We start from the raw sequence: 12,288 nt of genomic DNA on the forward strand, positions 1-12,288 counted from the left end.
TGCTTCAACCCGTTATAATGGTCTGATTTTTTCACTCATCGTTTGGAATTATGAATCCAGAACTGGCAAAACTTCACCCTTACCCTTTCGAGAAGCTGGCACAGCTTAAACAAGGCTGCGTGCCACCGGAAGATAAAGCACATATTGCTCTATCGATTGGTGAACCGAAACATCCAACGCCAGGTTTTATTACTGAAGCTGTGATCGCTCATCTGCATGGATTGTCGACCTACCCCACCACCGCGGGTAGTAATGAACTGCGTCATGCTATTTCCACTTGGCTTGATACCCGATTCAAGTTAGACGGCCATATCAATGCCATGACACAAGTGTTGCCGGTCAATGGCACGCGTGAAGCCTTATTTGCCTTTGCTCAGGCAGTCATTGATCGTGATAAAGACCCATTGGTATTAATGCCTAATCCGTTTTATCAGATCTACGAAGGCGCAGCGATTCTCGCTGGTGCAGAGCCTTATTATATGAATTGCTCTGCCCAAAATAACTTTATTCCCGATTTTGATGCCATTAGTGAAGATGTCTGGCAGCGCTGTCAGTTGATCTATATTTGCAGTCCTGGTAACCCAACAGGTGCTGTTATTGACCAGGCAACGTTAACGCGTTTAATTGAGCTGGCGCATCAATATGATTTTGTAATTGCGGCTGATGAATGTTATTCGGAAATCTATCCGGATGAAACCAATCCACCCGTCGGTTTATTGGAAGCCGCCTACGCAGCAGGCTATACCGATATGAGTCGTTGTGTAGTTTTCCATAGCCTATCGAAACGTTCTAATGCACCAGGATTGCGTAGTGGTTTTGTGGCTGGTGATGCGGACATTCTGAAACAGTTTCTGCGTTACCGTACCTACCATGGTTGTTCAATGCCACCAGCGACTCAGGCGGCATCCATTACCGCCTGGAATGACGAAGATCATGTTGTCCATAATCGTGAGCTGTATCTGGAAAAATTCAATGCCGTATTAGAAATATTATCGCCAGTGATGTCAGTGTCGATGCCACAAGCGGGCTTTTACCTCTGGGCTGAAACGCCGATTGCTGATACCGCATTTGCCAGACAGTTATTCGAACAACAAAATGTCACCGTTCTACCAGGCACCTATCTGGGCCGTGATACCACTGCAGGCAACCCTGGTTCAAACCGTATCCGTATGGCTTTGGTTGCCCCACTAGAAGAATGTATTGAAGCTGCACATCGTATTCGCAGCTTTATTGAAAATTTATAATTAAATCAATGGAGTAGACACCAATGAGTGATATTCAACAAATTATTGAAGAGGCGTTTGAACGCCGCGCTGATATTAACCCTGCTAATGCTGACAGTGATGTCAGAAATGCGGTCAATGAAGCATTAGCGATGCTGGATAATGGCACTGCTCGTGTTGCTGAAAAACAAAATGGTGACTGGGTCGTCAACCAATGGCTGAAAAAAGCGGTTTTATTATCATTCCGTCTGAATGACAACAAAATCATGCCTGGCGCAGAAACCAACTATTTCGATAAAGTGGATCCTAAATTCGCCAGCTTTAATGAAGATGATTTCAATAAAGCCGGTGTCCGTGTTGTACCGCCAGCAGCCGTTCGTCGTGGCTCTTATATCGCACCAGGCGTTGTTTTGATGCCTTCTTATGTCAATATCGGTGCATACGTCGATTCTGGCACCATGGTCGATACATGGGCAACAGTAGGTAGCTGTGCTCAAATCGGTAAGAATGTTCACCTTTCTGGTGGTGTTGGTATCGGCGGTGTATTAGAACCTTTACAAGCTGGCCCAACAATCATTGAAGACAATTGCTTCATTGGTGCACGTTCTGAAGTGGTTGAAGGCGTGATTGTTGAAGAAGGTTCTGTTATCTCAATGGGCGTTTACATTGGCCAAAGCACAAAAATCTTCAACCGCCTGACAGGTGAAATCACTTATGGTCGTATCCCTGCGGGTTCAGTAGTAGTTTCAGGTAACCTACCATCTAAAGATGGTTCATACAGCTTGTACTGTGCGGTTATCGTCAAACAAGTTGATGAAAAAACACGAGGCAAAGTTGGTATCAACGAATTATTACGTGATATCTAATACCCTCACAAATAACTAAAATAAAGGGGATGAGACGCATGAGTGACTCATCCCTTTTTGTTTATAGCCTGATAACAGGTAAGCAATTATGATTCTCTACGGTATTAAAAACTGCGATACAGTAAAAAAAGCCAGGCGTTGGCTTGATACACACTCTATTGACTATCAGTTTCACGATTTTCGCCAGCAAGGTTTGGATGAAAACACCATCAGACAGTGGCTTCAATCCGTTGATTGGCATACTTTATTGAATAAACGAGGAACAACCTGGCGCAAGCTGGATGATCCCCGTAAAGAGCAGCTGGATGAAAATACCGCTGTTGAACTAATGCTGGACAACCCGACTCTGATTAAGCGACCAGTTGCGGTGAGCAATTCATCAACCATAGTGGGGTTTAATGAAGATGTGTATCAACAATTTATTTAAATTAAGTGTTCGCAATAACATTTTTGCCCTGTTATTGCTGTGTGCCCCGATAGCTTGTTTTGCAGATGATACAAAGCATCAAGATGATTTTTTTGATCACTATTATCTTCAGGCTGGCACTTATATGCATTACACCGATAGTGATGACTATACTGGCTCAAAAATATTTACTTCTATTGAAGGTGTTAAATCTAATGACTGGCTATACGGTCTTGCCTTATTTGATAACTCCTTTGGTCAGTTTTCTCAATATATTTACACTGGAACCAGCTGGAACTACCACGGCAAATTTGAAGGTTTCCATACCAAACTGACAGCAGGTTTTATCCACGGCTACCGTGGCGACTACAAAGATAAAATCCCCCTAAATAACCTAGGTATCGGGCCAGCGATAATCCCTGGTATCGGTTATGATAATGGCAAATATGGCGCAGATATCATTATGCTAGGTGGCGCAGGATTGTTATTCACCGTCGGTACCCATTTATAACTTCACAACAAGAACTTTTCATGTCCGAAACCATACAACTGACCCAAGAATTAATTCGTCGCGACAGCGTCACACCTGAAGATAAAGGCTGTCAGATCATGATAGCTGATCGTCTGGCACCTTCTGGTTTTCATGCAGAACATATGTGTTTTGATGATGTCGACAACCTGTGGTTAAGACGCGGTAATAAAGGCCCGGTCATTGCCTTTGCCGGTCATACTGATGTGGTGCCAACAGGCCCACTTGAGAATTGGAGCCATCCACCTTTTTCAGCGAATATCATTGATGGCATGATGTATGGCCGCGGTACAGCGGACATGAAAGGTAGTATTGCTGCATTCATCACCGCGTGTGAGCGTTTTGTAGAAAAACATCCGGACCATGAGGGTAGCATTGCGTTTTTGATTACCAGTGATGAAGAAGGTCCGGCCATCAACGGGACTGTTAAAGTCGTCGAAACATTACAAAGCCGTGGCGAACATATCGACTGGTGCTTGGTCGGCGAACCATCCAGTACAGAAAAAGTCGGTGATATCGTCAAAAATGGTCGTCGTGGATCGCTTAATGGTCGTCTCAGTGTAAAAGGTAAACAAGGCCATATCGCCTATCCGCACCTGGCGAAAAACCCGATTCACTTGTTAAGCCCTGCCCTCACTGAATTATGTGAAATTGAGTGGGATCAAGGTAACGAAGACTTTCCACCTACCAGCTTTCAGGTATCTAATCTGAACTCGGGCACAGGTGCCACCAATGTCATCCCTGGCACCGCTGAAGTTGTCTTTAATTTCCGTTACTCCACTGAAGTCACTCACGACGAATTAAAACAGCGCGTACATGCCATTTTAGATAAACACGAACTCAATTATGAATTGAACTGGGAGCTCTCTGGCCAGCCATTTCGGACAGCTAGCGGACAGTTATTAGAAGCGGTTCAGCGTGCTATTTTTGATGTAACAGGCTACCAGACAACTCTTTCAACCTCGGGTGGTACTTCTGATGGGCGCTTTATTGCACCAACCGGGACTCAGGTCATCGAACTTGGGCCATTAAATGCCACCATCCACCAAATTGATGAGTGTGTTTCTACAGCAGATCTTGACACCTTGTCTGAAATTTATGAGACTCTGCTGACTTATTTGCTGGTTAGCTAGGCTATTTCCCTTGTATCAAAGACATTACAAACGACACTACATCTATGTGTTAGCAGCGATTGTGCTGCTATTGCAGTCGTTTGCTGTCTGGCATGATGCTGAACATCCTTTCCATAAAGCGGAAGCGCAATGTGAGCGCCTCAATGCGATTGGTCATTTCCCACTTGCCGATGTAGCTGCCGATGTAAACATTTATCTGCAACAAGCCGTTATTAGTCTCGAAGTAGACTCTCCTGTAACCACTCTGCCTTTCGCGCAGCGTCAATCCTATCTTATCCGCGCACCACCCGTTTTTTCATAATCTCTCCAACTCAATCTATTTTTAATCACACTACAGATCCGTCGTTTGCAGATTGATCTGTAGCTATAGCTTATGGCTATGAGGAAAGTTTATGAAAAGCAAAAAACTGCTTGTGCTACTGATGACAGCTGCACTGGGCCCGATATCACCTGCGTTCGCTGGCGATATTGATGATTTGAAACAAGAAATCGCAAAAATGCGTGCCGATTATGAGCAACGTATTCAACAACTTGAGCAACGTTTATCTGAAGCAGAAGCCACTACCCAAGCTGTAGCTGATGAAGTAGCAACAGCGCCAGAATCTGCGGCTCCCATTGCATCAGCTAATAGTAGTAATACCTTTAACCCAGCGATCAGCATGGTGTTAAATGGCTCATTTAATCAATATCAAAACCACGCGGATGATTACGCTTTGGATGGCTTTAATGTTCAAGGTGAAGGTGGTTTGGATTCAGAAGGTTTCTCTCTCGGTGAGAGTGAGTTAACAGTCAGCTCAAATATCGACCAACTATTTTATGGTCAGGCCACCTTAGCCGTTCACGATCATGATGATGAAACTGAGCTAGAAGTCGAAGAAGCCTTTATCGAAACCTTAGGTTTAGGCAATGGCTTAACTGTCCGAGCGGGTCGTTATTTTGCCCCTATTGGTTATTTGAACGAACGTCATGCTCATGCTTGGAATTTTGCTGATGCACCACTGATTTATCGGGGTTTATTTGGTAATCAGCTTTCTACTGACGGTGTGAAATTATCTTATCTGTTACCCACGGACTATATGCTGGAAGTAGGTACCAGTGTCGGTAATGGTGATAGTTATCCTGGCAGTGGCGATCATAGTGGTATTGGTGATTGGCTGGTCTATGCCAAAACCGGTGGAGATATTGGTATAGAAAGCAGCTGGCAAGCAGGCATTTCACACTGGCGTTCAAGCCCGGATGATCGCTCATACAGTAGCGGCCACAGTCATGGTGATGAAGAGGAAAGTTCAGCACTATTCAATGGCGACACAGATATCACCAACCTCTCCCTAGTTTACAAATGGGCACCTAATGGTAATTTCCGTCAAGAAAATCTGACCTTGATCGGTGAATTCATGTATCTGCATGACGACGGCAATATCAGTCATGGCAGCGATGAGTTTGCTAATTACGATGGAAAACAATACGGCGGTTATCTGGAAGGTATTTATCAGTTCAATCCGCAATGGCGTTCCGGTCTGCGTTATGACTGGCTGGGCAGTAAACATCGAGCATCGGATGATGAGTTGCTGGCAGATGCGGGGCTTGAAGGTGGCAGAAGCCATCCACAACGTACCAGTGCCATGGTGGAATACTTACCGAGTGAGTTCAGTCGTATTCGTGCGCAAATCAATCATGATCAATCGTACAGCGATGATGATTGGCAAATGATTCTGCAATACACCGTTAGCCTTGGCGCTCATGGCGCGCACCAATATTAGGAGTTCATAATGAAAACGCTTATTTTCACTGTTTTAATTTTATTGAGCTCACCTAGCTGGGCTCAACTGTCTGTGTTCGCTTGCGAACCAGAATGGGCATCATTGACTGAAGAGTTAGGGGGCGATGATGTATCAGTATTTAGTGCAACCAGTGGGTTACAGGATCCACATTACATTCAAGCACGTCCGAGCCTGATTGCTAAAGCCCGTAAAACGGATTTATTAGTTTGCACTGGTGCTGAATTAGAAGTGGGTTGGTTGCCATTACTCCAACGTAAGGCCGGTAACCCCAATATCCAGATTGGTGCTGAAGGCTATTTCATGGCGGCCGATTATGTCCGTTTACTGGAAAAGCCTGCCACAGTTGATCGTAGTCAGGGCCATGTGCATGCGGCAGGTAATCCGCATATTCAAACCAGTCCGGAAAATATTTTTAAAGTGGCTGAAGCGCTGGCTGAGAGACTAAAACAACGTGATCCTGAACATGCCAGCAACTATGAACAACGCTGGCAAGATTTCCAACAGCGCTGGCAAACAGCCATGAAACAATGGCAGGAAAAAGCGGCTCCACTGAAAGGTGTGCCCATTGTTGTGCAGCATAAAAACTGGATTTACCTGACTAAATGGTTAGGTCTGAACGAAGTGGCTGTGTTGGAGGCAAAACCTGCTATACCGCCAACGGTAAAACAGTTGCAATCAGTAGTTGAAAAGCTAAAACAGACACCTGCAAAAATGGTGATTCTGGCCGCTTATCAGTCACCAAGAGCCACTGATTGGTTGGTGGATAAAACAGGTATCAAAAAAGTGTTACTGCCATTCACCGTGGGTGGTGATAACAACAGTAACAATTTGTTTGAGCTCTATGATGACACCATCAACTTATTACTGGATGGCGCTAAATGAACCTGATCAATCTTGATTGGTCGCTAATATTGCCTGCCCTCGTGGCAGGCATGTTAGTTCTGACAACACATGTGCCTCTCGGTCAGGAAGTATTGAAACGAGGCATTATTTTTATTGATCTTGCCATTGCGCAAATGGCGGCACTTGGGGTGATGGCCGCCACTATTTTTATTGGTGATATGCATGGTCCCTGGTTACAAGTTAGTGCCGCGGCCAGTGCCCTTTCCGCCTCGGTTCTCGTACTTTGGTTAGAAAAACGTTATCCACATATTGTGGAGGCGTTAATTGGTTTATTATTTATTCTGGCCGCCAGTGGTGGGATTTTGCTGGTGAGCCATGCCCCACATAGTGATGAATTACTGCATGATTTATTAGTGGGGCAGATTTTATGGGTGACACCGTCTCATCTGTTATGGGTAGGTTTACTCTACGGCGCGTTGTTATTGATCTGGTTCACCATGCAATCACAGCGTAGCTGGCTTTTTTATATTGTGTTTTCACTCACTGTGACCGCTTCGGTGCAGTTAGTCGGTGTGTATTTAGTCTTTGCCAGTTTAATCTTGCCTGCTTTAGCCAGCCGTGGATTTGAGAAAACCAGTCATAAGCTGTTGCTTGGTTATGGCATAGGCTTTCTGGGTTATTTCTTTGGCCTGATCTTGGCGTTATTACTTGATGTACCCATGGGTGCTATGACCGTTTGGACATTATTTGTGTTAGTCGTAATAAGCCGTTTTATGCTGCAATGGCTAAAGCAGCGATAAATTTGGTAGATTATGTGAATACATTTACCGGAAAAGATGCATGAGCGAATCAACACAGGCCAGTCAACAAACAGTCAAACTCGTTTATTTATTATTTATCGCCAATATTATTATTCAGTTTTTAGGTTTTGTTGCAGTCGTCATTGCTTATATACATAAAGACGATGCAGCAGCCTGGTTACAGTCGCACTATCAGTTTCAGATCCGAACATTCTGGATGGGTCTTCTATATTTATTTATCGGCGTGTTATTTGCCTTCTTTTTAGTTGGCTATTTGGTGTTAGTGTTTTGGGTTATCTGGGTAGTTGTGCGCTGTGTCAAAGGTATGAAATATTTGGATCAACAGCAGCCTCATCCGAATCCAACAAGCTGGCTCTTTGGCTAAAACTGAAAAGACCGGGTAAACCGGTCTTTTATATTTTATTGGCGATGAAATGCCATCGGCCCATTCGCTTCCTGAGTGGGCATTACTTCGATCGTGGTCACATTCACATGCTCAGGGGTATTCACCAGCCACCAGACCGTATTGGCAATATCTTCGGCATCCAGTGCTCTGGTGCCTTCATAGACTTTATCTGCACGGGCCTCATCGGCTTTAAAACGTACCTTAGAAAATTCAGTTTCGGCATTGCCCGGTTCCACATTAGTGACACGGACATTCGTGCCTAATAAATCAGCCCGTGTCGCCAGTGAGAACTGCCTGACAAAGGCTTTGGTACCACAGTAGACATTACCCCCAGGATAAGGCCAGTTACCCGCTACAGAGCCGATATTAATCACATATCCTGACTTTCTCTCTGTCATCATCGGTAGGATAGTCCGAGTACAGTAAAGCAAGCCTTTAATGTTGGTATCTACCATTTTTTCCCAATCATCTAAATTTGTTTCCTGAGCGGGTTCCAGCCCTAATGCCAAGCCAGCATTATTCAGTAACACATCAATTTTTTTGAAAGGTTCAGCTAAACCATGAATAGCAGCTTCAACTGCTTTTCTGTCTGTCACATCAAAACAGCAGGTAGCCACTTTATCTTTGCCCCCCAGCTCCTGCTGTAAATCATCTAGTCGTTGCTGGCGTCGTCCCGTCAGAATTAATTGCCAGCCATTGTTTGCAAATACTCTGGCGCAAGCTTCCCCAAACCCTGAGGTAGCTCCGGTAATCATGATGGTTTTATTCGTCATGCACTCGACTCCTTATTTAGATTATTCAGGCACCTTCAGAAAACACAATGGTACGGCGACCATTGATAATAATTCGATGCTCAATATGTGCTTTTACTGCTCTCGCCAGCACAATACGTTCAATATCTTTTCCCATCATCACCAGATCTTGCGGGCTGTTATCGTGCTGAACATGTTGCACATCCTGGGCGATAATCGGTCCCTCATCTAACTCAGCTGTCGCATAGTGGGCTGTGGCACCAATAATTTTAACGCCACGCTCATAAGCCTGATGATAGGGTTTAGCGCCTTGGAAAGCAGGTAAGAATCCGTGATGAATATTAATAATTCGACCAGAAAACTCGGTCACAAATTCCTCTGACAATATTTGCATGTAACGGGCCATCACGATCAGATCAATATCAAACTCGGCCAGCAGGCGCTTTATCTCCGCTTCTTGTGCCTGCTTGGTTTCTGCCGTGATGGGTAAGTGATAAAACGGCTTATCGAACTGACGGGCCATATCCTCTAAATCGCGATGATTACCTATGATAAGAGGAATATCGCATTTCAGTTCACCCTCTAACTCTCTCAGTAGTAAGTCGTATGGGCAGTGTGAAGCTCGTGTCACCAGTAAAGCTACCCGATAAGGCTGCTCACTGTAGCGAACAGACCAGTGCAAGTCGATAGTGGCGGCAAACTGGCTAAACTCAGCTTCAAGTTGTTGATGATTGAAGCTACCATCATCTTCAAGCTTAATTCGCATGAAATACTGACCAACTTCAGTGTCCGTATATTGCTGGCAGTGCAGAATATTAAACTGTCTTTCAGCAAAAAAGCTGGTGATTCCCGCGACTAGACCTTTTTGGTCTTTACACTGAATCAGGAAAACAATGGCGCTCATGAGGATTTCCTAAGAAATAAAATAAAAAAGCTAAATCCTAGCACTGTAATTCGGCTTTATGAATATTCATCGTACTTATCATTACGACCTTTGACTTTATCTCGTGGATATTTAGCCGCATTCTTCTGCATTTTATTTTTGATGGCCTGATTTAAATCAATGTTTAAGTCATGACAAAGATAAGCAAGATAAACGGCGACATCAGCTATTTCATCTTCCAGCTCTTCACGTTTCTCGGAGGCCAGCCTTTGCTGCACTTGCTCAGCAGTCTTCCATTGAAACCACTCCAGTAACTCTGAAGCTTCTATAGATAAAGAAATCGCCACATCTTTAGGATTGTGAAACTGTTCCCAGTCCCTCTCCCGGCGAAATTCAATAAGTTGTTTCAAGAGTTCTGTCTCAATCATCTTGTAAAAACGCCTCTACAACCTGCTTAAATTGTTGTGGGCGTTCAGCCTGAACCCAGTGCCCTGCTTTTTCAATGCAATTAAATTCCGCATGCGTAAACTGTGCTGAAATTTGTTGACGATCCTGCTCAGTGACATAGTCTGATAACTCACCATAAACAAATAAGCTCGGCATAGTTAACACCTCGCTATCAAAGATAGACGCCATTAATTCTTTAAAGTTGGCTTTAAGCGCTGTCAGGTTAATTCGCCATTTATAGCGCTCATGCTCAGAGACCAAATTCATCAATAAAAACTGACGAACAGCCTGATCAGGAATAGATTGAGCTAAAGCAGCATCGACCTCTGTTCGGCTAGTAAACTCAGATAAATTCAGTGCCATCATCGCATCCATCAATGGTGTGTGTGCACTAAAGTATTGGCGAGGAGCAATATCCACGACCACCAGTTTTGCAACCATCTCCGGATACATTGCAGCAAATTTCATCGCTACTTTACCACCGAGTGAATGTCCTAAGATATTCATCTGGCCCAATCGCAAGTCTTCACATAACTCATGGATATCTTCGGCCATGACTGTGAAATTCTGCTCATCACTATGCGGGGAACGACCATGATTGCGTAAATCAACACTAATAACACGATAAAAATGTGAAAAATACTTCGCCATGCTGCGCCAATTATCCGCTGAGCCAAATAAGCCGTGGATAATAATTAAAGGTATCCCTTCACCACTTTCTTGATAATGCAATTTCATTGATAGCTTGTTGAAACGTTATAATTAAACAATTTAAATAATCTGGAGCCCGATGTGGAAGATGAAACAATTCTAGTGATGCTGGTGAAACAATATGCCGATAAATTTGGTATTACGTTCAGCTCAAAATATCTTGATGATCCTGATAAAAAGCAATTACTGATCACACTGATTCAGGAAGCCAACGCAGGCAAACGCGGCCCAGTCACTGACGACGATCTACAATAAAAAAAGCCACCGAAAGGTGGCTTTTTTCTTTAATCATCGAGCTTTTCAAACACCAGACAGGCATTGGTTCCACCAAAGCCGAAACTGTTCGACATGACTGTTGTGAGTCCAGCGTTATCGACACGTTCCCGCAGAATAGGCATGCCTTCCGCTTCAGGATCAAGTGTTTCAATATTAGCCGAGGCGGCAAGAAAATCATTTTCCAGCATCAACAGACTATAAATCGCTTCCTGAACACCGGCAGCGCCTAAAGAATGACCTGATAATGATTTTGTTGATCCTACGGCAGGCATATCTGCGCCGAATGTCTTTTTAATGGCACCTAATTCAGCCAAATCACCTACCGGTGTGCTGGTGCCATGAGCATTGATGTATTGCACTTTGCCGCGACTCGTTGACATGGCGAGTTGCATACAACGCATCGCACCTTCACCAGATGGCGCCACCATATCGTAACCATCTGATGTAGCACCGTAACCGGTCAATTCAGCATAGATTTTAGCGCCACGGGCTTTTGCATGCTCATACTCTTCAAGTACTAACACACCGCCGCCGCCAGCGATCACAAAACCATCACGGTCAGCATCATAAGCACGAGACGCTTTTTCTGGCGTATCGTTATATTTGGTTGATAGAGCGCCCATCGCATCAAATAAAGAGCTCATTGACCAATGCTCTTCTTCACCGCCACCAGCAAACACAATATCCTGCTTGCCGAGTTGAATCTGCTCCATTGCTGTACCGATACAATGTGCACTAGTTGCACAAGCGGATGACATGGAATAGTTCACCCCTTTGATTTTAAACGGTGTGGCGAGACAGGCTGAGGTTGTGCTGCCCATAACCTGGGTAACACGATAAGGCCCAATACGTTTTAAACCTTTTTCGCGCAGGATATCAGCCGCTTCAACCTGATTCGAAGATGAAGCGCCACCCGATCCCATAATAAGCCCAGTTCGGATATTAGAAACCTGCTCTTCACTTAAGCCTGCGTCAGCAATCGCTTGCTCCATAGCAATATAGGCATAGGCAGCAGCATCGCCCATAAAACGTAATGTTTTACGATCGATATATTCTTTGAAATCAATATCAATGGTGCCTGCAACATGGCTACGAAACCCCATATCCGCATAGTCTTGTTTAAAGCGAATACCTGAGCGGCCATGGCGAAGAGACTCTGTCACTGTTTGGGCATCAAGACCTAAGCAAGACGTGATACCTAACCCTGTAACGACAACACGTTTCATTATGAA

General features: G+C 44.4%; 16 protein-coding genes. 11 read left to right on the top strand and 5 right to left on the bottom strand.

Annotated elements, in window-relative coordinates; translation table 11 throughout:
• Positions 1–50 precede the first annotated feature (50 nt).
• From dapC to MAMP_RS09845, 10 genes are all read left to right on the top strand, one after another.
• Positions 51–1,244 carry a succinyldiaminopimelate transaminase gene (gene dapC, locus MAMP_RS09800; RefSeq protein ID WP_007145877.1) on the top strand — a complete coding sequence of 398 codons (1,194 nt, stop codon included), beginning with the start codon at positions 51–53 and terminating at the stop codon, positions 1,242–1,244.
• 23 nt (positions 1,245–1,267) lie between these two features.
• Entirely contained in the window at positions 1,268–2,089 is an 822-nt protein-coding gene (dapD, locus tag MAMP_RS09805) for a 2,3,4,5-tetrahydropyridine-2,6-dicarboxylate N-succinyltransferase (protein ID WP_007145878.1), read from the top strand.
• An 88-nt stretch (positions 2,090–2,177) separates the two neighbouring features.
• Positions 2,178–2,516 carry an ArsC family reductase gene (locus MAMP_RS09810; protein ID WP_007145879.1) on the top strand — a complete coding sequence of 113 codons (339 nt, stop codon included), beginning with the start codon at positions 2,178–2,180 and terminating at the stop codon, positions 2,514–2,516.
• A complete protein-coding gene (locus MAMP_RS09815; protein ID WP_139031859.1) occupies positions 2,488–3,006 on the top strand; it encodes a sn-glycerol-3-phosphate transporter in 519 nt (172 codons plus the stop codon). Before MAMP_RS09810 ends, MAMP_RS09815 begins: the two co-directional genes overlap by 29 nt.
• 20 nt (positions 3,007–3,026) lie before the next feature.
• Entirely contained in the window at positions 3,027–4,157 is a 1,131-nt protein-coding gene (gene dapE, locus MAMP_RS09820) for a succinyl-diaminopimelate desuccinylase (protein ID WP_007145881.1), read from the top strand.
• Between the two features lie 10 nt (positions 4,158–4,167).
• Positions 4,168–4,458: a hypothetical protein gene (locus MAMP_RS09825; protein ID WP_139031860.1), complete on the top strand. Its 291-nt coding sequence runs from the start codon at positions 4,168–4,170 to the stop codon at positions 4,456–4,458.
• Positions 4,459–4,549: 91 nt separating this feature from the next.
• Positions 4,550–5,917 carry an outer membrane beta-barrel protein gene (locus MAMP_RS09830; protein WP_007145883.1) on the top strand — a complete coding sequence of 456 codons (1,368 nt, stop codon included), beginning with the start codon at positions 4,550–4,552 and terminating at the stop codon, positions 5,915–5,917.
• Between the two features lie 9 nt (positions 5,918–5,926).
• On the top strand, positions 5,927–6,820 hold the full coding sequence (locus MAMP_RS09835; protein WP_007145884.1) for a metal ABC transporter substrate-binding protein: 894 nt from the start codon (positions 5,927–5,929) through the stop codon (positions 6,818–6,820).
• Entirely contained in the window at positions 6,817–7,581 is a 765-nt protein-coding gene (locus tag MAMP_RS09840) for a metal ABC transporter permease (protein WP_007145885.1), read from the top strand. Before MAMP_RS09835 ends, MAMP_RS09840 begins: the two co-directional genes overlap by 4 nt.
• A gap of 40 nt (positions 7,582–7,621) precedes the next feature.
• The gene (locus MAMP_RS09845) at positions 7,622–7,966 is read left to right on the top strand and encodes a DUF4870 family protein (protein WP_007145886.1); all 345 of its coding nucleotides are present in this window, start codon (positions 7,622–7,624) and stop codon (positions 7,964–7,966) included.
• A gap of 35 nt (positions 7,967–8,001) precedes the next feature.
• Here MAMP_RS09845 and MAMP_RS09850 read toward each other — a convergent pair whose 3' ends face one another.
• The 4 genes from MAMP_RS09850 to MAMP_RS09865 are packed head-to-tail and all read right to left on the bottom strand — an operon-like array spanning position 8,002 to position 10,807.
• Positions 8,002–8,760, bottom strand: coding sequence for an SDR family oxidoreductase (locus tag MAMP_RS09850; protein ID WP_007145887.1), 759 nt, complete (start codon positions 8,758–8,760; stop codon positions 8,002–8,004).
• Positions 8,761–8,785: 25 nt separating this feature from the next.
• On the bottom strand, positions 8,786–9,643 hold the full coding sequence (gene purU, locus MAMP_RS09855; protein WP_007145888.1) for a formyltetrahydrofolate deformylase: 858 nt from the start codon (positions 9,641–9,643) through the stop codon (positions 8,786–8,788).
• A 56-nt stretch (positions 9,644–9,699) separates the two neighbouring features.
• Complete coding sequence (locus tag MAMP_RS09860) at positions 9,700–10,050, bottom strand: nucleotide pyrophosphohydrolase (protein ID WP_007145889.1); 351 nt, start codon at positions 10,048–10,050, stop codon at positions 9,700–9,702.
• Positions 10,043–10,807, bottom strand: coding sequence for an alpha/beta fold hydrolase (locus tag MAMP_RS09865; protein ID WP_007145890.1), 765 nt, complete (start codon positions 10,805–10,807; stop codon positions 10,043–10,045). The genes MAMP_RS09860 and MAMP_RS09865 overlap by 8 nt, the downstream gene beginning before the upstream one ends.
• 54 nt (positions 10,808–10,861) lie before the next feature.
• On the opposite strand from MAMP_RS09865, the gene MAMP_RS16270 reads away from it, so the two are divergent.
• The gene (locus MAMP_RS16270; RefSeq protein ID WP_007145891.1) at positions 10,862–11,035 is read left to right on the top strand and encodes a hypothetical protein; all 174 of its coding nucleotides are present in this window, start codon (positions 10,862–10,864) and stop codon (positions 11,033–11,035) included.
• 29 nt (positions 11,036–11,064) lie between these two features.
• Here MAMP_RS16270 and fabB read toward each other — a convergent pair whose 3' ends face one another.
• Positions 11,065–12,282 (bottom strand): beta-ketoacyl-ACP synthase I, encoded by a 1,218-nt coding sequence (gene fabB, locus MAMP_RS09870; protein WP_007145892.1) that lies wholly within the window; start codon positions 12,280–12,282, stop codon positions 11,065–11,067.
• Positions 12,283–12,288 lie beyond the last annotated feature (6 nt).

The sequence above is a fragment of the Methylophaga thalassica MP genome, from assembly GCF_000214595.1.
In the GTDB taxonomy this organism is placed as follows: domain Bacteria; phylum Pseudomonadota; class Gammaproteobacteria; order Nitrosococcales; family Methylophagaceae; genus Methylophaga; species Methylophaga thalassica.